This window comes from Pseudomonas sp. SA195 (assembly GCF_054131565.1).
In genome coordinates this window covers 1,177,065-1,195,789 of record NZ_CP096392.1, presented here as the reverse complement: position 1 = coordinate 1,195,789, position 18,725 = coordinate 1,177,065, and the positions used below count along the sequence as shown (strand labels likewise).

Below are 18,725 nucleotides of genomic sequence, written 5' to 3'. Positions count from 1 at the left end.
GGGTGGGCGACGCCAGCCGTATCGCAGGAAACGGAGGCGCGCCCGGGCGGTCCATCTAAGACAACCGATGACGGAGAACAGCATGAGTGACCAGACCATGACAATCGACGAAGCGATGCAGCTCGTGTCCGAAGCCTTTCTTCCCTGCGGCTGCGTAACCAGCGCCAACCCCGACGAGGACAGTTTCGGCTTTACCGTGATGACCGGCAGCGGCACCGAAGTGCTGCGTGTCCCGAGCGTGACACAGGCGGACTACAGCAGCCCGCAGCGCCTGGGTGGCGTCATCGAACAGGCGCGGCTTGACGTCGAAGATAAGGACCAGCGGCTGGAACCCTGGACCATGCCGGACATCACCGACGGCACCGGGATCCCCGAAACCACCCCCAACTACTGATCAGCACCGTCGACCACGCATCGCCGGCCCACCGGGCCGGTGCGGTCACCTGTGTCTACACCGGACGGCCGCCGACTCGCCATCGCGTCGCCTTTCGCAATTGCCGATCTGCTGCTTTCATCAAAGCGACACGTCCGGGCCAGAGCATGTGCCCGGTCGAACTTTCACGTCGCGCTTCGGGTCGCTTATAGGGGCGATCGGAGCCCACGTGTGCATCCGACAAGGGGGACGACATGGGCAATCTGGCGCAACAGGCACAACCGGCACTCGCCGACCTGGAAGCCCTGCTGCAGCGGTTCCGACAGGTGCGTGCTACCAGTGAAGCGATCTGCGCACCGCTGCAGGTCGAAGACTACGGCGTGCAGAGCATGCCTGACGTCAGCCCACCTAAATGGCACCTGGCGCATGTCAGCTGGTTCTTCGAAGCCTTTCTGCTCAAACCCTACCTGGCCAGCTACCGGCCGCTAGATCCCGCTTACGACCACCTTTTCAACTCGTACTACGAAACGCACGGCACGCCCTTTCCCCGAGCGCGCCGCGGGCTAATCTCCAGGCCCGGCGTAGCTGACGTCTACCGCTTTCGCCAGCACGTCGACCATGCCATGGATGACCTGATGAGCAACCCGCCGCGGCACCATGCGAGCGAGATCATGCGGCGCGTGGAGTTAGGCCTGCAGCATGAGCAGCAGCATCAAGAGCTGTTGCTGATGGACATCAAACACATCTTGGCGCAGAACCCGCTGCACCCGGTCTACCGCGCCGATCTGAAACTCGCCCCAACGCTGCATCACGACCGCCTGCGCTGGCATGATCATGCCGGCGGTGTGCGCCATATCGGCCACGCCGGCAGCGGCTTCGCCTTTGACTGCGAGACGCCACGGCACCGCCAGTTCGTCGAGGATTTCCAGCTCGCCGACCGGCTCGTCACCAATGGCGAGTACCTCTCCTTCATCGCCGACGGTGGCTATGCGCGAAGCGACCTTTGGCTGTCGGACGGCTGGGCGCAGATACACCAGGCCGGCTGGCATGCGCCGCTCTACTGGCAGCGCCACGACGACGCCTGGTACGAAATGACCCTTGGCGGGCTCAGGCCGCTCGACCTCGATGCGCCGGTCTGCCATGTCAGCTTCTACGAGGCCGACGCTTATGCCCGCTGGGCTGGCGCGCGGCTACCCAGCGAAGCCGAGTGGGAGGTGGCTGCGAGCGACCAGCCCCGCCGCGGCAACTTTCTGGAAAACGACCACCTGCAGCCCGTCGCTGCGCGCGCGCCCCACGAGGGCCCGGCGCAGCTGTTCGGCGACGTCTGGGAGTGGACGGCCAGCGCCTATCGCCCCTATCCCGGCTTTCGACCGCTCGAGGGCAGCCTGGGCGAGTACAACGGCAAGTTCATGTCCGGCCAGATGGTGTTGCGCGGCGGATGCTGCGCGACACCCGAATCTCACATCCGCGCGACCTATCGCAACTTCTTCCAGCCGGCGATGCGCTGGCAATTCGCCGGGCTGCGCCTGGCCAGGGAGCTTTGAATGGCACTTGCCGTACGTTTCCACGACCAGACCCAACCGGCTCATGAGGCATCCCTAAGGGACGAGGCGCTAACGGGCTTTGCGGCCTCCCCCAAGCACATCTCGCCGAAGTTCTTCTATGACCGGCGCGGCTCCGAACTCTTCGAACAGATCTGCGTGCAGCCGGAGTATTACCTGACCCGCACAGAGGAAAAGATCCTCGCCCACGCCGCGAACGACATCCGCGAGATTGCCGGGCCGCAAACCGACTTGATCGAACTGGGCAGCGGCGCCAGCCGCAAGGTCAGGTTGCTGCTCGAGGGCCTGAAGCCGGTCAGCTACCTGGGCGTCGACATCTCGGAAGACTTCCTGCTGACCAGCACCCAGCGCCTGGCCGCCGACTACCCCTGGCTCGAGGTGCACGCAGCCTGTGCCGACTTCTCCGAAGAGCTGAAGCTGCCGGACGATTTCGAGCTGCATCACCCGCTGGTGTTCTTTCCTGGCTCGAGTATCGGGAATTTCACGCCGTTGGAAGCGCGGCGGCTGCTAGGCCATCTGCACGACATCCTGCCGCCGGGCGGCGGGCTGCTGATCGGTGTCGACCTGGTCAAGGACCGCAACGTGCTGGAGGCGGCCTATAACGACCGAGCGCACGTCACCGCCGCGTTCAACCTCAACCTCCTGCAGCGCATTCGCAGCGAGCTCGACAGCGACATCGACCCGTCCCGCTTCCGCCACCAAGCGTTTTTCAACGAACAGCATTCGCGCATCGAAATGCACCTGATCAGCCGCGAAGCGCAGGACGTGACCATCGAGGGCCAGCGCTTCCACTTCGATGCTGACGAAAGCCTGCACACCGAGAATTCCTACAAGTACACGCTGCAGACATTCGCCGACCTCGCAAGCAGCGCAGGCTTCGACTGCAGCGGCCAGTGGACCGACGCCCAGGAACTGTTCAGCGTGCATTACCTGCAACGCCGCCCATGACCCCCATCGAACGCCACCTGATCGCCCTCGTCTTCGCGCTCGGCCTCGGCACTGCCAGTGCCGATACGCCGCTGCGCCTCAAGGATCTGCAGCGCTGCGGTGACTTGTTCTCCACCGCAGAGCTGACGTTCTGCCTTCGCGGCGACGGCCTCGGTAGCGGACCGGTTGACGTGATGCTGAGCGGCAAGCCCGTCGCGGCCACGCGCGAGCAAAACGGGAGGCTACGCCTGACGCTCCAGCGCAAGGACCACCAGAGCGGGCCGCTCTGGCTGGAGCAGGCGGGGCGCCAAAGCAACCCGGTCTGGCTGACGCTCAACGGCAGCCACGTGGTGCCCGCAGGCCCCGATGAGGTCGCGAAGAACATGGACGGCCTGACGACCTACGTCGACCTGGTCAGCCTCATCATCGAGGAGGACCACGACGGCCTCGCCGAATCGCAGCGCCTTGCCAAAAAATATGGGGCGACGGTCGTGGGTGCCATCGCACCACTCAACACCTATCAGCTGCGCCTGCCGGTCAAGAACCTGACCGAGCGGGATGCCATGGTGCTGCGCCTGGGCAGCGAGACCAGCGTCGATGCGGTCGTCGTCGAGGAATCCGGCGCAGAAGAGCCGCTGGAAGCCGATTCGCAAAGCAAACCCCGAAATAGCGAATGGGTCGCTAACCGATTTCTCGATGCGGTGGATTTCTACCTTCGCCGCGTCCCTGCAGAGCGAGCGCCTCTCCAAACGCATCCGGTCCGGATCGGCATCGTCGAACGGGACGTCGATTTCGATTCACCCGAGTTCAGCGATTACCTCGGCCCGTGCGACCCCGCTCAACCTCGCACCTGCGTTTATGCCCGCGACGCCCAAACGCCGGCGGATCATGGAACCAGCGTCACGGGCATCCTCGCCGCGCGCAATGCCAACCCGGGCGATAGTGGCTTTCTCAGTGCACTGGAGCCGATCAGCTCCGGTTTCGAGGTGATTGTCGAGCGCAACTCGGACGCCGGCATCACCGCCAATGTCGCCGCCTCGGTAAACCTCGTGGAAGACGGCGTGCGGGTACTGAACTGGAGCTGGGGCATCCACCGAGTCGGCACCCGCGACGTTGAAGGCCAGGAAGTCGATTCCCTGGTGCGCTCCGGTGTCGCCATGAGTGGCTATGAGGAATTGCTCGAGGAATTCTTTCTTTGGCTGCGCCGCGAACACCCCGACGTGCTGGTCGTGAACTCCGCCGGCAACGGCTCGGCGCACTCCGGGCAGGATGACTATCGCCTCCCCTCCTCGTTCATCACCGAGCAGTTGCTGGTGGTCGGCGCGCATCAGCGCGACCTGAGCAAGGACGTGCCCGTTGAGCATCCGGACTACGTAATCAAACGCCCCTCGTCGAACATCGACAGGCGCGTCGATATCACCGCGTCGGCCTGCACCCGTGCCGCCACCCTCGAGCCGGGCAAGCGTGGCGAGGTGCACTGCGGCACGTCCTACGCCACACCCATGGTGACCGGCATCGTCGCCGCCATGCTGTCGATCAATCCGGCGCTTGCCCCTGAACAGCTGCGGGAATTGCTACGCCGCAGTGCATTGACCATCGGCCGCAACAGCGATTTCGAAGCCGCCGAGGCCGACGACCTGACCGCTCCGATCCTGCCGTCCGAGCGCAGCTATCAACTGGACAACAAGGACATCGGCCGCTCGGCGCGGCTCGACATGCGCAAGGCTCTCGAACTGACCGTCGACAGTCTGCAACACGTGCGCTGACCTCCACGCCCGGTTATTCCAGTTCAATTGAATGCGTTCGTTGGTTAGAACGTACGCGTTGCATCCGAAATAATCTGAAATAAAACCAAAGCCTCTGAGACAAACGGTAAATTTCACACGACACCGTTTCATTTCGTCTCGCTTTAATTAACGCCCCGCAATGTCCGATGATCGGATTTCTTCAAAATCAATCACTTATAAATACAATCATTTTGATATTTAAATGCCACGCCTGTAATGGCAATATAGACAAGAGCAACAACATTCCGACTCATCCTTTGATTTTCTGGCGCCAAAGATTCTTCAAAAAATAATATTCACCCGATATAAAGCCTATGCACGTGGCTTCACCAGCCCTAAAAGGCCGTCACGTGTTCGGGTGGCGTCATGGGTCGGTGCTTCGTTCGTTGCATGGGTCTCTGGATGCTTCCGCACTTTTTAAAGGGCAACGCCCTTTGCCGTATTAAGTACTGGAGTTCTTACATGTCCCTTTGCAACGCCGTTTCCGGCGCTCCGCGACTCGCCCTGAGCGTCGCACTGCTCGGCGCGATCGCCGGGCTCACCCTTCTGCCGGCCTCGGCGGATGCAGCCACCACGGCGCCATCGAGTGCCGCCACTGCGATTGCGACCGCTCAGCTCAATAACTTCACCAGTAGTGACTGGCTACTCGGCACCTGGCGCAAATCGGCCGGTTTCTCCATCCCGGCCAGCGCCGCGAACAAGGCTGCCTTCACCAAGGGCGCACAAGTACGACTGGCTAATGGCCAGGTTCGTACCATTCTTGCGGTGTACCAGTCTGGCGCGCACATGAGCGCCATGCTTTCCGGAGCGATCCTCGACGCGGCGACCACGGGCTACCCGCGATCGGTCTCTGCGCTTTCGAGCACTGCCGCGCAGCCGGCGCCAAACACCAGCGCGAGCACGGGCACGAGCGGGGCGACCCACAGCAGCGTCATCAACAATTACACCAACACCGACTGGCTCAATGGCGTTTGGCGCAAGTCGGCCGGGTTTTCGATTCCGGCTAACAGCGCCAACAGCGCTGCATTCAAGCCTGGCGCGTCGGTCAAGCTGGCCGACGGTCAGGTCCGCAGCATCACGGCTGTCTACAGTTCTGGCAGCAACATGAGCGTGATGCTTTCGGGCAGTTCGCTGAGCGGGTCGCTCGGTTATCCGAACAAGCTGTACGCCGCGTCGAGCACATCGACGCCCACTTCAGGCGGTTCGACATCGACGCCCCCCTCGACCTCGCCTTCGACACCCACTACCCCCTCGTCGGGCTCCACGCCGACCTCACCCAGCTCGGGTACAGGCACCTCGACGCCAGGCACCTCAGCCTCAGGCACGTCGGGCAGCGGCACCGTGGCGCCGTCCACGTCGCTGACGGTCGCGCTGAACTCCTTCAATGGCGGTGACTTTTCGTTTGGCATCTACGTGCGCTCGCCCGGCATCTCGGTGAAGGATACCGACGCCAACCGGGCGGCCTTCCATAAAGGGGCCAAGGTGCGTTTCGCCGACGGGCAAATCCGCACCGTCACCCTGTATTACCGCTTCGGCGGCAACATGACCGTGCTTCTCGACGGCAGCGCGCTGAACGGCAGCAAGGTGGGCTTTCCGCGGACGGTTTCGGTTAGCAGCACCGGCTTCAACCAGACGACGCCTGCAGGCAACACCAGCCAGGGCGGCACGGCCGCGCCTGCAAACCCGATCAACCTGGTCGGCATCAACCTCGCCGGTGCGGAGTTCAGTTCCGGGTCGCTACCCGGCGTCTACCTGAAGCACTACACCTACCCAGGCGAGGCCGATTTCAAGCGCTACGCCGGCCTCAACCTCAAGCTGGTCCGTCTACCGTTCCGCTGGGAGCGCCTCCAGCCGAAGCTGAACCAGCCGCTCAACGCTACCGAGCTGGGCCGCCTCAAGGCGACCCTCGACCTCGCCAACAAACATGGCATGCAAGTCATCCTCGACATGCATAACTACTACCGCTACTACGGCAAGCTGATCGCGACGTCCGAGGTGCCGATCGCCGCGTTCGCTGACAGCTGGAAGCGCATCGCGAGCCAGGTGCTCAACCACCCGGCGGTGTACGGTTACGGCCTGATGAACGAGCCACATTCGACCAATGGGAAATGGCCCGCCGCGGCGCTCGCGGCGGCCAAGGCGATCCGCACGGTGGATGCGAAGCGCTGGATTTTCGTCGCCGGTGATCGCTGGTCGAGCGCTTACCATTGGCCGTCCTACAACATCCAACTGATCAGCGATGCCTGGATGCGTAACCCCGCCAACAACCTGGTTTACGAAGCGCACCTGTACCTGGACAGCGATTATTCTGGCACCTATGCCAACGCCAAGGCCGTCTATGACCCGATGGAAGGCGTAAAGCGGGCCAAGCCGTTCGTCGAGTGGCTGAACAAGTACAAGCTGCGCGGCTTTATCGGCGAGCATGGCGTGCCGGATTTCTCGCCCTCGGCAGTGGTCGCAATGGACAATCTGCTGAAGTATCTGGGCCAGCAATGCATCCCGAGCACCTACTGGGCCGCCGGGCCTTGGTGGGGTGAGTACGCACTGTCGCTGGACGTAAAGAGCGGCAAGGCCCGCCCGCAATTGCCGGTGTTGCAAAAGCACTCCGCGAACAAGAGCTGCGGCACCATCGGCCTGTACTGAACGTTCCTGAGCCCGCCTACTCGGCGGGCCTAAGGATCGAGGGAAAGGTCGGTCCCTTCGGGACGGCGCGCGGGTCAGCCCGCGATGCCGTCGAAGACCTCCGGCACCATCGCCGCCTCGCCCTTGTCATCCAATCGCCGACGCCCATCGGCGCTGCCATCACCCTCGAGCAGGGCGAGCAGACGCTGGCCGCGTTCGGTCAGGATGAAGTTTTCTCCGTTACCACCCTGCTCCTCGGGGCGCGCCACCATGAATCCACCCTCGAACAGCACGCTTTCGTAGTTCTGCGCCTCGGCCTTGAGCGAATCGAGATTGGGCATGGGTTTGCCGGCGTCTTCCATGGCCAGGGCATGCTCATCGGCATACTGGCGCGGCCGGAAGTGTTCGTTGCCGGGTTTTTGCACCTCGCGCAGCAGGCGCAGCATCAGGTCCCAGTCGTAGGTCATGTCCGTTCTCCTGTTGCGCCGCTAGGAACGGCGGCCTTGCTATTCGGACCTTGTCCGGCGCGCCATGGTTCGATCCGTGGCAGGCCACGAAGGCTGAACTAAAGCGCCGCAACCGCGATCCACCAGATAGATGTCAATGAGGAGCGCGCCTATGAAACGCCTGATGATTCCCCTCGCGCTGGCCGTGCTGGCCAGCCAGCCGGTTCTGGCAGACGAACAGCTCGACGAACAGTGCACACCCGACGTGATCGAAGCGAAAGCCAGAGAGCTTGCGGAGCGGGTAAATGCGCTAACAAAAAGCAACCCGGAGCGCGCCGCCGAGATCAACGAGGAGCTGCGCGACATGGAAGTCAAGCAGACCGCCGAGCAGCTGGGTAGCGAATGCGAAGCCTACGAAAAGCGCATGGAGCACGTGCGCGAGGCAGAGAAAGAAGCCGATATCGCACCGGCTAAAAAAGGCTGACGAGCAAGGTTAACCGGAGCGGGGGCACCGCTCCGGTCAGCCTGTCAGGATTCTGCTGGCTTCTTGCGCTTGAGCGGCGCCAGGCCATCACCGCTTACTACCGATGAGGCCGGTGCCTCGCGCTTTCCAGTTGCGGGCCGCTTGCCAGCAGGCTTGGACGCCTTCTTGCCTTTCTTTTCAGCCGCTTTCTTCTTGTCGTCCTTTTTCTTCTTGGTGCCGGCCGCCTTGCCGGACGCCTTCAGGTTCTTCGGGCCCATGTAGCTGCCCTTCAAGCCCTTGACGACCCGATGTTCGAAACGCTGCTTGAGGTAGCGCTCGATGCTCGACATCAGGTTCCAGTCGTTGTGGCAGATCAGCGAAATCGCCAAGCCTTCCGCGCCGGCACGGCCTGTACGACCGATACGGTGCACATACTCGTCGCCCGATCGCGGCATATCGAAGTTGATGACCAGGTCCAGCCCTTCGATGTCCAGACCGCGCGCCGCCACGTCGGTCGCGACCAGCACCTTGACGCCGCCCTCCTTGACTCGATCGATGGCCTGCTTGCGATCCTTCTGGTCTTTGTCGCCATGCAGCACGTAGGCCTTGACGCCTTCGGCCACCAGACGGCCATACAGGCGGTCGGCTTGGGCCCGCGTGTTGGTGAAGACCACCGCCTTCTTGTAAGTCTCGTTGGCGAGCAGCCAGTGGACGAGCTTCTCCTTGTGCTCGATGTCTTCGGCCGTAATGATCTGCTGCCGCGTGCTCTCGTTGAGCTCGCTGATACGGTTGAGCTGTAGGTGCAGCGGATCGGTGAGTACCTTGGCGGTCATTTCACGCAACGCCGCCCCGCCGGTGGTAGCCGATAACAGCAGCGTCTGCTGGCGTTTTCCGCATTCGCCCACCAGGCGCTGCACATCCTCGGCGAAACCCATGTCGAGCATGCGGTCGGCTTCATCGAGCACCAGAACCTCGACGTCAGCGAGGATCAGGTTGCCGGCGTTCAGGTGTTCGATCAGCCGGCCCGGTGTGCCGATGAGCACGTCCGGCACCTTGCGCAGCAGTGCGGCCTGCACCTTGAAATCCTCACCGCCGGTGACGATCGCCGATTTGATGAAGGTGAACTGCGAAAACCGCTCGACTTCCTTGAGCGTCTGCTGCGCCAGCTCACGCGTCGGGAGCAGGATCAGCGCGCGCACATCGACGCGGGGCTGCGCATCGCCAATCAGGCGGTTAAGCATCGGCAGCACGAACGCAGCCGTCTTGCCGCTGCCGGTCTGCGCCGTCACGCGCAGGTCGCGGCCCTCGAGCGCGGGCGGGATGGCAGCGACCTGCACGGGGGTTGGCTCGACGAACTTGAGTTCGGCGACAGCCTTGAGCAGGCGTTCGTGCAGGGCGAATTGGTCAAACAAAGGTCACACCTCAAGGCAGATCGAAAAAACGGCGCATAGAGTAACCCGTCCGATGCGCTCACGGCGGCTTTGTTCAGCGCCGGCCCGCCCTCATGATCACTGCGCTTCTTCTTCGCAGGTCAGCTTGATGCGCAGGCGGATCACGTCACGCGTGAACTTGACGGTCAGTGGTCGGGTTTCGCCGGAACCGACGGCAACGCGTCGGGTACGCGGCGCTTCGGGGCCGTTACGAAAGACCGCCGTGCAGGTGACCGGGCGCTGGCCGAAATTCTGCAGCGTCAGCCCGCCCATGTCCCGGTCGATGGTTTCGGTGCGCGCTAGCACTTCGGTGCCGTTGAGTTCCTGCTCCAGATCCACCGGGTAGCTGACGGCAAAGGCGCTCGGTGGGATGATGGCGAGCGCAACGAGCGCCGCCAGGCCGATTATTTTCATTGTGTGTGGCTCCTCGAATGGGCGATTGCAGCCTACCAGACCGACGCGACAGGAAAGAATCCGATGAAAGCACCCAGGGTGACCCTGGACCAGTGGCGAACCCTGCAAGCGGTGATCGACCACGGCGGCTTCGCCCAAGCCGCCGAAATGCTGAACCGCTCGCAATCGTCCGTGAGCTACACCGTGGCCCGCATGCAGGAGCAGCTGGGCATTCCGCTGCTGCGCATCGACGGGCGCAAGGCCGTACTGACCGAGGCCGGCGAAGTGCTCCTGCGCCGGTCCCGGCAACTGGTCATGCAAGCCGGCCAGCTCGAAGACCTTGCCCATCACATGGAGCAGGGTTGGGAGGCCGAAGTGCGGCTGGTGGTGGACGCCGCCTACCCCAACACGAAGTTGATTCGCGCGCTCACCGAGTTCATGCCACAGAGTCGTGGCTGCCGGGTGCGCCTGCGCGAAGAGGTGCTCTCAGGCGTCGAAGATGTACTACGCGACGGCACCGCCGACCTGGCGATCAGTGCGCTGGACATCATCGGGTACCTCGGCAGCGGGCTTAGCACCGTGGAGTTCGTCGCGGTGGCGCACACCGAGCATGCTCTGCATAAGCTTCAGCGCAAACTGAGCGTCCAGGACCTGCAGACCCAGATGCAGATCGTGGTTCGCGATTCAGGCCAGCGGCAACCGCGCGACAGCGGCTGGCTGGGCGCTGAACACCGCTGGACGGTCGGCAGCCTGGCCACCTCGGTCGGCTTCGTCAGCAGCGGGCTGGGTTTCGCCTGGTTGCCACGCCACATGATCGGCCGCGAACTGGCCGAGGGCATTCTTAAACCGTTGCCGCTGATCCAGGGCGGTGTGCGCCGGCCGATGTTCTACCTCTACACCAATCACAACAAACCGCTCGGCCCAGCCACGCAGATTCTCATCGACCTGATCAAGACGTACGATGCGCAGACGCTACCGGCCGCCCCCGGGTCGGGCAACGCTCACTCCACCATTAGGAACGCACCATGAAGAGAATTCTGCTCGCTGCCTGTTCACTGCTGCTCGCCGGCCACCTCATGGCGGCGGACAACCCGCACGTACTGCTAACCACCACCATGGGCGAGATCGAAGTCGAGCTGGAAGCCGAAAAGGCGCCCATCAGCGTGAAGAACTTCCTGCAGTATGTGGAGAGCGGGTTCTACGACAACACCGTTTTTCACCGCGTCATCCCCGGCTTCATGATCCAGGGCGGTGGTTTCGGCGAAGGGCTGAACCAGAAGCCCACGCGCGACCCGATCAAGAACGAGGCGGACAACGGCCTGCACAACGTACGCGGCACCCTGGCGATGGCGCGCACCCAGCGCGTCGACTCGGCTACCGCTCAGTTCTTCATCAACCATCGCGACAATGACTTCCTCGATCACGGCAGCCGTGATTTCGGCTACGCCGTGTTCGGCAAGGTGGTACGCGGCATGGACGTGGTCGACCAGATTGCCCAGGTGCCGACCGGCAACCGCAGCATGATGCAGAACGTCCCGCTAACGCCGGTGAAGATCGTTTCCGCCAAGAAGCTTTAAGCCCCGCCCTTCAGCGCTGCGCGTCGTCCCAATAGCGACGCCAGCGCGCCACCAGTTCGTTCGGGGCGTCGAAATAGAGCTCGCGGCCCCGTTTCAATGCCTCGCTCTGCAACGCACTGCGCCGCTGGGCGATCAGCGCATCCAGCCGCTCGCGATCCGCCGCCTCGCCGAAAAGCGCAGGCTGGTCCTTCATTAACTGCTGCATCACTGCCAGATCGTGGTCATCACCCAACCGGTCGGCCAGGGCTTTGAGCGTGTCGCTGCGCATGTGCATCAACTTCGGCCAGCTCGGCGAGAGCAGCCGCGTCTGATACCAATGATCCTTGACGCGCTTGCGCCATTCATGGAGCTGCTCGTCGCTCAGGTCCTGACGCACCCGTGCCAGTTCTTCGCAGCCGTCTGCATAGGTGCGTTTGACCCCCGCGGCGAACAGGTCGAAGCCGTCGCCAGCGAGCTTCCATTTTTCGCTGCGTTCGCGAAGGGCGCGTAGCTCGTCGATCACCGCATCGAGTTGCGCGTCCAGGCCGCTGGCTCGGCTTTCGCCGCGCCGGGCACGCGCTTCGAGACTCTGGCGAACCTTGGTGAACGGAGCCTTGGCCAGCGGGTCGGGGAATTGCTCCGCCAGCAGGTCCCAGCTTTCCAGCATGGCAGCGGCATCGCGTGACTCGGCCAGCCGCCGCCCCAAGTCGCGCAGCAAGGTGTTCTCCCGCTTGAACGCGCCGCGCAGCGGTTTGCGCACCAACCGCAGCAGGGCGCGCAGTTCCTTGAAACGCTTGCGCGCCTGATGGATACCTTCGGCCCGCTCGGCCTCCGGGACACTCAATGAGTCGATGGCATTATCGATGCCTTGCTGGGCAACCTTGCGCACCTCGGCGGCCGGGTCAGCCGTTCGCAGCTTGTAGCTCATGGACACTCCTCTGGGGCCCGCCAGCCTGCCGCAGCCTAGGCGACTGGCGAATCAACCGTAGCGCTTGCGCGCCTCGATCGCCAGGCCGGACCCGATGCTGCCGAAACGGTTGCCCTCGACATGACGAGCGCCCGGCAACAGCGTGGCGACGCTCTGGCGCAACGCCGGAATGGCGCTCGAACCGCCGGTGAAGAACAGGGTGTCGATGTCGTTCTCGCCGAGGCCGGCACTGGCCAGCAATTGACCGATGTTGGCGCGAATTCGTTCGAGCAGCGGCTCGATGGCCGCCTCGAAGCCGCGACGCGTCAGCGATGCCTGCAGCCCCGCCTCGATGCGAGCGAAATCGATCAGGTAGCGGTCATGGTCGGTAAGGTCGATCTTGGCCTGCTCGACCTGCATCGCCAGCCAGTGCCCGGCGCGCTGCTCGATGAGACCAAACAGGCGGTCGATGCCGGTCGGGTCCTGGATGTCGTAGCGCATGCTCTGCAACGCCCGCAGCGATGCCGGCGCGTAGACGGCGTTAATGGTGTGCCAGGTGGCGAGGTTGAGGTGCGTGCTGGTGGGCATCGGTGCGTCACTCTTCATTCGGCTGCCGTAGCCGAACAAAGGCATCACGCCCTGCAGGCTGAGCTGCTTGTCGAAGTCCGTCCCGCCGATATGCACACCCGAGGTCGCCAGGATATCGGCCTCACGGTCGTCAAGCCTGCGCCGTTCCGGTGACAGCCTGACCAGCGAGAAATCCGAGGTGCCGCCGCCGATGTCGACGATCAGTACGCGCTCCTCGCGCTCGATGCGCGACTCGTAGTCGAACGCCGCGGCGATGGGCTCGTACTGGAACGACACCTCTTTGAACCCGATCACGCGCGCGGCGGCCGCCAGGGTGTCGGCGGCTTCCTGGTCGGCCTGGGCATCGTCGTCGACGAAGAACACTGGGCGGCCCAGCACGACGTGCTCGAACGATCGCCCGGCCTGCGCTTCGGCGCGCTGTTTGAGCGTGCCGAGGAACAGTCCGAGGATGTCCTTGAACGGCATGGCGCTGCCCAGCACGGTGGTTTCGCTCTTGAGCAGCTTGGAACCCAGCAGGCTCTTGAGCGAGCGCATCAGCCGGCCTTCATAGCCTTCCAGGTATTCGGCCAGGGCCTGGCGGCCATAAACGGGGCGGCGCTCCTCCAGGTTGAAGAAGACCACCGAAGGCAGGGTGTGCTGGTCGTCTTCCAGCACCAGAAGCGGGTCGGTGTCGGGGCGCCACCAGCCGACCGTGGAGTTGGACGTGCCGAAGTCGATGCCGCAGGCGCGGGCGGGAGAAGCGTTTGGCATGAGGGCTCAGGGGACAGGAAAAACGGCCGCGCAGTGTAAAGGAGGTCGCGGGTAGATGCAGGACGGGTTGCCGAATGGGCTCCTGCGTGTCTCACAGCCGGGTCGTCCCGCCGATGGACGCCGTGTTCATCAAGACCCGTCGCGGGTTGGCCTATCCGCCTTCATCTCGGGGCCCACCGGCGTCATCACCACGGCGAGGAACGCGTTACAAGCCTCCCCTGCCCCGCCGATACGCTGGCCGCCTCCCTGCGGCTCGCCCCATTGCGTCATGATCAGGCTCGCTCCCTCCGTAACGAGCAGCCACTGCGCTGCCCGCTGGCTAAGCGATCAAGCCGGCGCCGCCTCCCCCACCGCAGCGCGCCCCATGTCGTCTGTCATGCGCTTCGAATCGAGGCCGAAGGTTCTCGAGGCCTGAAACAGGAACACCATCGTCAGCAGCAACGACACCGGAATCAGGTACATCGCGCCATGCAGCCCTTCGGCGCGGAATGGCTCGGCCATCTCCGTTGCGCCTGCGGCAAACATGGCCGCCTGAGCGAAATGGTCCGACAGCAGGCCCACCACCACCGTGCCCATGCCGCCGCCGAGCAGGTAGAGGCCGGCGAAGAACAGCGCCATGGCGGTCGCGCGCAGCCGCGGCTCGACTACGTCCTGGATCGCTGTGTAGACGCAGGTGTAGAAGTTGTAGGAAAACAGCCAACCGATGCTGAACACCGCCACGAACACGCCCGTCTCGATGCGCCCGGCCAGCAATGCGTAGCCGGTGGCGAGCGTAGCGATAGCCATGCTCGCGGCTGCGAAGATCAGGCGGCCGCGGGCGAAGCGTTGGTGAATCTTGTCAGCCACCCAGCCGCCAAAGGTCAGACCGACCAGCCCGGTCAGACCGACGATCACCCCTGTAGCGACCGACGCGTCGACCAGCGACACGCCGTGGTAACGCATCAGCAGCGGCACCATGAAGGCGTTGCAGGCATAGGTCGCGAAGTTGAACGCCAACCCCGCCAGCACCAGCCACCAGAACGTCCGGATCGCCAGTACTTTGCGAATCGGCTGCTCGATAGGCGCCTCTGACACCTTCACCGTTTCCGCGGCGCCACGGCGTGGCTCCCGGACGAGAAAAATGAAGATAGCCAGCACCAACCCTGGCACCGCGGCGATAAAGAACGGTGCCCGCCAGCTGCCGAACGCCTGGACCATCGAGCCGATCGTGAAGAAGGCCAACAGCAAACCCAAGGGAAGGCCAAGCATGAAAATGCCCATCGCCCGTGCACGCTTGTGCGCGGGGAAGAGGTCGCCGATCAGGGAGTTGGCGGCGGGCGCATAGCTGGCCTCGCCGATGCCGATACCCATGCGCACCAGCAGAAAGCTCCAGAAATTCCAGGCCAGGCCGTTCACTGCGGTCAAGCCGCTCCACACGGTCAGGCCCCAACCCATGATCTTGCGCCGCGAGCCGAGGTCGGCCATCCGCCCGAGAGGAACCCCGGCGATGGCGTAGACGATGGTAAACGCGGTGCCGATCAGCCCCAGCTGGAAGTCGTTAAGGCTCCACTCCAGGCGGATAGGCTCGGCGATGATCGCCGGAATGGTGCGATCGAAAAAGTTGAACAGATTGGCGAGAAACAGCAGGAACAGGACGCGCCAGGCATTGGGCGCTTGATTGGATGGCTGCATGGCGTCGCTCTCGGCTTATTGTTATACCCGGCCGCAGTGGGCCGGTCTTCGAGAAACTCTAGAGCGCTATCGGTTGCCTGTCTGTGAACATCAGTGCCGCTGATGCTGCGCAATGCAGCGTGTCAGAAGGCGCGCCACCTCGCCATCCAACCAAGCTCAGCCGTGGTGTCCTGGCCGGCTGGTCGATACTCGGCGCCGAGCCAGCCGTCGTAGCCGGCGCGCTTGAGTGCATCGACCAGCGGCTCGAAGGCCAGCTCGCCACGGCCTGGCGCGCCTCGTCCGGGACAGTCGGCAAACTGCACGTGGCCGATACGAGCGCCCAATCGCCCGATGCCCTCGGCGATGTCCAGGCCTTGGCGGGCCATGTGATAGAGGTCCAGCTGCGCCAGGCAGTTGGGGTGGTCGACGCGGCCCAGGAGCTCGCCGAGGTCAGCCGGCGTGTTGATCAGGAACCCCGGCATGTCCAGCGGGTTGATCGCCTCGCAGACCACACGAATGCCAAGCAGCCCAAAGGCCTCTGCGCTGGTCTTCAGGTTCGCCACCAAGGTTTCCATTGCCTGCTCATGCGTGACGCCCTCAGCCAGCCGCCCGGGCAGGACATTGACGCAATGAGGGCGGGTCATGGCCGCGTAAGTCAGTGCCTCCTGCAGCGCGGCGTCGAATGCGGCCTGGCGCGACGGGACCGCCGCAAGTCCCGGTCCACCGTCCATGAGGTCACCGGCCGGCAGGTTGATCAGCACCAGCGGCAAATCGGCCCGTTCGAGCAGCTCCTTCAGACGAATCGCCGGCAGCGCGTAGGGAAACTGGATTTCGACGCCGTCGAAGCCGGCCATCCGCGCGGCCATGACGCGCTCGGGCAAGGGCAGCTCGTTGAACAATAAGGACAGGTTGGCAGCGAGTTTCATGGACGTGGCTCCCGGAACAGGTTGACCAGCGTGGCAGGGTCTTTTTCCAGATATCCCTGGCTGCCGTGCAGGCGCATCAGTTGCGCAGCAAGGCCGGTGACCGGCGTGGCACTGCCCGTCTCCCGAGCGAGCTGCACGGCAGTGTCGAGGTCTTTCACCAGCGTGCGCACATGCCATTTCACCGGCTCGAACGCACTGTTGGCCATCTGGGGGGCAAGAAACTGCAGCGGTCGGGAATCGGCAAAGCCACCGGCCAGCGCCGGCGCGATCAGGCTGGCATCGACGCCGGAGCGCTCGGCCAGCGCCACCACCTCGGCGATCACAACGGCATTGCAGGCGACGATCATCTGGTTGCAGGCCTTGGTGACCTGGCCTGCACCCAACTCGCCCATGCGGGTCAGCCTTTGGCCGAGGCTCATCAACACGGGACGTGCCCGCTCGATGTCCTCGACACGCCCGCCCGCCATGATCGCCAGGCTGCCGGCCTCGGCGCCGGCGGTGCCGCCCGAGACGGGCGCATCGACCCAACGCATGCCGCTACGCGTCTCAAGTTCGGCGGCCATTGAGCGGGTCGCGGCCGGCTCCAGGCTGGAGTGGTCGACCAGCAACTGGCCGGACCGGGCCCCTTCGACGATGCCGTCGGGCCCGAACACCACATCGCGCACCACGGCCGTGTCGGCCAGGCACAGCAAAACGATATCGGCCTCGGCACAAAGCTCTGCCGGCGTCTTGACCTGGCGGGCACCGGCTTCGACGAGCGACCTGCACTTGTCGGGCGACCGGTTCCACACCGTCAATGGGTAGCCGGCGGCGAGCAAGCGGCGGCACATGGGGGCGCCCATCAGGCCGATACCGGCAAAGGCGATCGAAGGCAGCTCGGACATGACATCTCCTCGTTCGGGGCCGTCGATTCTAGCGCCCTCGCTGCGCGCCAGGCCACGTGATGCTCAGCGCAGTTCGCCCTTGTCCCAGAGCCGCACCAACTCGCCTGGGGCCTGCTCCTCGGGGATCCGCAGGACTATTTCGCCGTCCTCCGTTTCGCGCCGGTAGTGCAGCTCGACCTGGTAGTACCGACGGTCCGCCCCACTGTCGGCGCCGGAATCCAGAGGCAGGCAGCCCTCGAGGACACTGCAGATCTGCCCGCGCTGCTGTTCGTCGCACTCGGCGAAGGCAATCTCACGGGGTCGGCTCAGCGCCTGCATCGGCGCGAAGCCGCCTTGGCGTGACAGGCGGATTCGGGTCTCGCGACCCAGCTCGGGTAGCTGTTTCATGCAAACCTCCTCAGGCAAGCGTCACGCCGACGTCGTCCCACGCCTGCTCGACGGCCTGGACCACCTCCGAGCCGAAGCGCGCAGCGGCATTGTCGCGAGTGAGCCGGGCGAAGGTGGAAAAGTCGGCATCGCGGGGCAGCCGGGCATCGCACAAGGTGTCGTACCAGACCCGCCCGGCGCGCTCCCAGGCAAAACCACCGATGGACATGGCGGCCAGGTAGAAGGCCCGGTTGGGAATGCCGGAGTTCAGGTGCACGCCACCGTTGTCGTCGCGGGTGTGGATGAAATCACGCATGTGCCCGGGTTGCGGATCCTTGCCCAGCACCGGGTCATCATAGGCGCTGCCGGGATTGGCCATCGAGCGCAGCGCCACGCCCTGCACCCGTTCGGTCAGCAGCGCGGCACCGATCAGCCAGTCGGCCTGGTCCGCCGTCTGGCCCTGCTTGTATTGCTGCACCAATACGCCGAACACATCCGAAACCGACTCGTTCAGCGCGCCGGATTGATCGAGGTACACCAGCCCCGCCTCGCTCTCGGTAATGCCGTGTGCCAATTCGTGGGCGACGACATCCAGCGCCAGGGTGAAGCGGTTGAAGATTTCTCCGTCGCCATCGCCAAAGACCATCTGCGCGCCGTTCCAAAACGCGTTCTCGTAGCCCACGCCGTAATGCACCGTGCCGACCAGTGCGAAGCCGTGGTCGTCGATCGAGTCGCGACCGTACACCGTCCAGAAGAAATCGTGGGTGACGCCCAGTGCCTCATAGGCTTCGTCCACGGCCGCATCGGCGACCGGCTGCTGACCTTCGATCCGAACCAGAACACCCGGCAACTGCATCTGCTGCTGAGCATCATGGATGCTGCGTCGAGGCTGGCCACGCGGGCCGCGCTCGGGAAGCACGCTGGGCATCGGCTGGCGATTTGGCGGGCCTGGGTTGTGCAATAACTGGCGGACATGGTCGAGCGTGCCGAGCGCGCGCTCGCGCTGCCCCGGCGAGCCACGGTCGATAATGCGGTCGAGGATGTAAGGTGGAATGAAACCGCGGTACTCGGTCTGATCGGACATGAAGCCCCCCT

The 18,725-nt window shown here is 64.0% G+C and carries 18 protein-coding genes; 8 read left to right on the top strand and 10 right to left on the bottom strand.

All coding sequences use genetic code 11. From position 1 onward, the window contains the following. The first annotated feature begins 82 nt into the window (after nt 1-82). The 5 genes from M1D78_RS05470 to M1D78_RS05450 all read left to right on the top strand — a co-directional run bounded on the left by M1D78_RS05470 (nt 83) and on the right by M1D78_RS05450 (nt 7,292). Nucleotides 83-394 (top strand): hypothetical protein, encoded by a 312-nt coding sequence (locus M1D78_RS05470; RefSeq protein ID WP_437420208.1) that lies wholly within the window; start codon nt 83-85, stop codon nt 392-394. A 233-nt stretch (nt 395-627) separates the two neighbouring features. Next, nucleotides 628-1,917, top strand: coding sequence for an ergothioneine biosynthesis protein EgtB (egtB, locus tag M1D78_RS05465; RefSeq protein WP_437420209.1), 1,290 nt, complete (start codon nt 628-630; stop codon nt 1,915-1,917). Beyond that, nucleotides 1,918-2,883 carry an L-histidine N(alpha)-methyltransferase gene (egtD, locus tag M1D78_RS05460; protein WP_437420210.1) on the top strand — a complete coding sequence of 322 codons (966 nt, stop codon included), beginning with the start codon at nt 1,918-1,920 and terminating at the stop codon, nt 2,881-2,883. Beyond that, complete coding sequence (locus tag M1D78_RS05455) at nt 2,880-4,628, top strand: S8/S53 family peptidase (RefSeq protein WP_437420211.1); 1,749 nt, start codon at nt 2,880-2,882, stop codon at nt 4,626-4,628. Before egtD ends, M1D78_RS05455 begins: the two co-directional genes overlap by 4 nt. Before the next feature lie 483 nt (nt 4,629-5,111). Continuing rightward, a complete protein-coding gene (locus tag M1D78_RS05450) occupies nt 5,112-7,292 on the top strand; it encodes a glycoside hydrolase family 5 protein (protein WP_437420212.1) in 2,181 nt (726 codons plus the stop codon). A gap of 74 nt (nt 7,293-7,366) precedes the next feature. Here the strand turns inward: M1D78_RS05450 and M1D78_RS05445 are convergent, their stop codons facing one another. Beyond that, the gene (locus tag M1D78_RS05445; protein ID WP_437420213.1) at nt 7,367-7,738 is read right to left on the bottom strand and encodes a transcriptional regulator; all 372 of its coding nucleotides are present in this window, start codon (nt 7,736-7,738) and stop codon (nt 7,367-7,369) included. Nucleotides 7,739-7,889: 151 nt separating this feature from the next. Here M1D78_RS05445 and M1D78_RS05440 point away from each other — a divergent pair, with 151 nt between their 5' ends. Next, nucleotides 7,890-8,201: a hypothetical protein gene (locus tag M1D78_RS05440; protein ID WP_437420214.1), complete on the top strand. Its 312-nt coding sequence runs from the start codon at nt 7,890-7,892 to the stop codon at nt 8,199-8,201. Nucleotides 8,202-8,245: 44 nt separating this feature from the next. Here the strand turns inward: M1D78_RS05440 and M1D78_RS05435 are convergent, their stop codons facing one another. Further along, on the bottom strand, nt 8,246-9,592 hold the full coding sequence (locus M1D78_RS05435; RefSeq protein ID WP_437420215.1) for a DEAD/DEAH box helicase: 1,347 nt from the start codon (nt 9,590-9,592) through the stop codon (nt 8,246-8,248). A 96-nt stretch (nt 9,593-9,688) separates the two neighbouring features. Continuing rightward, complete coding sequence (locus M1D78_RS05430; RefSeq protein ID WP_437420216.1) at nt 9,689-10,024, bottom strand: 3-phosphoglycerate kinase; 336 nt, start codon at nt 10,022-10,024, stop codon at nt 9,689-9,691. A 63-nt stretch (nt 10,025-10,087) separates the two neighbouring features. On the opposite strand from M1D78_RS05430, the gene M1D78_RS05425 reads away from it, so the two are divergent. Both M1D78_RS05425 and M1D78_RS05420 read left to right on the top strand, forming a co-directional pair. Continuing rightward, nucleotides 10,088-11,032: a LysR family transcriptional regulator gene (locus M1D78_RS05425; protein WP_437420217.1), complete on the top strand. Its 945-nt coding sequence runs from the start codon at nt 10,088-10,090 to the stop codon at nt 11,030-11,032. Continuing rightward, on the top strand, nt 11,029-11,580 hold the full coding sequence (locus tag M1D78_RS05420; protein WP_437420218.1) for a peptidylprolyl isomerase: 552 nt from the start codon (nt 11,029-11,031) through the stop codon (nt 11,578-11,580). The genes M1D78_RS05425 and M1D78_RS05420 overlap by 4 nt, the downstream gene beginning before the upstream one ends. Nucleotides 11,581-11,590: 10 nt before the next feature. Here M1D78_RS05420 and M1D78_RS05415 read toward each other — a convergent pair whose 3' ends face one another. The 7 genes from M1D78_RS05415 to M1D78_RS05385 form a co-directional block, all read right to left on the bottom strand. Beyond that, nucleotides 11,591-12,487: a CHAD domain-containing protein gene (locus tag M1D78_RS05415; protein ID WP_437420219.1), complete on the bottom strand. Its 897-nt coding sequence runs from the start codon at nt 12,485-12,487 to the stop codon at nt 11,591-11,593. Nucleotides 12,488-12,538: 51 nt separating this feature from the next. After that, on the bottom strand, nt 12,539-13,804 hold the full coding sequence (locus M1D78_RS05410) for an Hsp70 family protein (protein WP_437420220.1): 1,266 nt from the start codon (nt 13,802-13,804) through the stop codon (nt 12,539-12,541). Between the two features lie 327 nt (nt 13,805-14,131). Beyond that, nucleotides 14,132-15,475 carry a spinster family MFS transporter gene (locus tag M1D78_RS05405; protein ID WP_437420221.1) on the bottom strand — a complete coding sequence of 448 codons (1,344 nt, stop codon included), beginning with the start codon at nt 15,473-15,475 and terminating at the stop codon, nt 14,132-14,134. A gap of 122 nt (nt 15,476-15,597) precedes the next feature. Further along, nucleotides 15,598-16,380, bottom strand: coding sequence for a hydroxypyruvate isomerase family protein (locus M1D78_RS05400; protein ID WP_437420222.1), 783 nt, complete (start codon nt 16,378-16,380; stop codon nt 15,598-15,600). Then, complete coding sequence (locus tag M1D78_RS05395; RefSeq protein ID WP_437420223.1) at nt 16,377-17,264, bottom strand: NAD(P)-dependent oxidoreductase; 888 nt, start codon at nt 17,262-17,264, stop codon at nt 16,377-16,379. The genes M1D78_RS05400 and M1D78_RS05395 overlap by 4 nt, the downstream gene beginning before the upstream one ends. Nucleotides 17,265-17,327: 63 nt before the next feature. Next, on the bottom strand, nt 17,328-17,651 hold the full coding sequence (locus tag M1D78_RS05390; RefSeq protein WP_437420224.1) for a protealysin inhibitor emfourin: 324 nt from the start codon (nt 17,649-17,651) through the stop codon (nt 17,328-17,330). 10 nt (nt 17,652-17,661) lie between these two features. After that, nucleotides 17,662-18,714, bottom strand: a complete 1,053-nt coding sequence (locus tag M1D78_RS05385) for a M4 family metallopeptidase (RefSeq protein ID WP_437420225.1) — start codon at nt 18,712-18,714, stop codon at nt 17,662-17,664. Nucleotides 18,715-18,725 lie beyond the last annotated feature (11 nt).

Bases quoted from the DNA above. Each gene is read 5' to 3' on its own strand.
- M1D78_RS05420 (WP_437420218.1), top strand. From the start codon at position 11,029: ATGAAGAGAATTCTGCTCGCTGCCTGTTCACTGCTGCTCGCCGGCCAC.
- M1D78_RS05405 (WP_437420221.1), bottom strand. From the start codon at position 15,475: ATGCAGCCATCCAATCAAGCGCCCAATGCCTGGCGCGTCCTGTTCCTG.
- M1D78_RS05415 (WP_437420219.1), bottom strand. From the start codon at position 12,487: ATGAGCTACAAGCTGCGAACGGCTGACCCGGCCGCCGAGGTGCGCAAG.
- M1D78_RS05450 (WP_437420212.1), top strand. From the start codon at position 5,112: ATGTCCCTTTGCAACGCCGTTTCCGGCGCTCCGCGACTCGCCCTGAGC.
- M1D78_RS05385 (WP_437420225.1), bottom strand. From the start codon at position 18,714: ATGTCCGATCAGACCGAGTACCGCGGTTTCATTCCACCTTACATCCTC.
- egtD (WP_437420210.1), top strand. From the start codon at position 1,918: ATGGCACTTGCCGTACGTTTCCACGACCAGACCCAACCGGCTCATGAG.
- M1D78_RS05425 (WP_437420217.1), top strand. From the start codon at position 10,088: ATGAAAGCACCCAGGGTGACCCTGGACCAGTGGCGAACCCTGCAAGCG.
- M1D78_RS05455 (WP_437420211.1), top strand. From the start codon at position 2,880: ATGACCCCCATCGAACGCCACCTGATCGCCCTCGTCTTCGCGCTCGGC.
- M1D78_RS05395 (WP_437420223.1), bottom strand. From the start codon at position 17,264: ATGTCCGAGCTGCCTTCGATCGCCTTTGCCGGTATCGGCCTGATGGGC.
- M1D78_RS05400 (WP_437420222.1), bottom strand. From the start codon at position 16,380: ATGAAACTCGCTGCCAACCTGTCCTTATTGTTCAACGAGCTGCCCTTG.
- M1D78_RS05410 (WP_437420220.1), bottom strand. From the start codon at position 13,804: ATGCCAAACGCTTCTCCCGCCCGCGCCTGCGGCATCGACTTCGGCACG.
- egtB (WP_437420209.1), top strand. From the start codon at position 628: ATGGGCAATCTGGCGCAACAGGCACAACCGGCACTCGCCGACCTGGAA.
- M1D78_RS05445 (WP_437420213.1), bottom strand. From the start codon at position 7,738: ATGACCTACGACTGGGACCTGATGCTGCGCCTGCTGCGCGAGGTGCAA.
- M1D78_RS05430 (WP_437420216.1), bottom strand. From the start codon at position 10,024: ATGAAAATAATCGGCCTGGCGGCGCTCGTTGCGCTCGCCATCATCCCA.
- M1D78_RS05440 (WP_437420214.1), top strand. From the start codon at position 7,890: ATGAAACGCCTGATGATTCCCCTCGCGCTGGCCGTGCTGGCCAGCCAG.
- M1D78_RS05390 (WP_437420224.1), bottom strand. From the start codon at position 17,651: ATGAAACAGCTACCCGAGCTGGGTCGCGAGACCCGAATCCGCCTGTCA.
- M1D78_RS05470 (WP_437420208.1), top strand. From the start codon at position 83: ATGAGTGACCAGACCATGACAATCGACGAAGCGATGCAGCTCGTGTCC.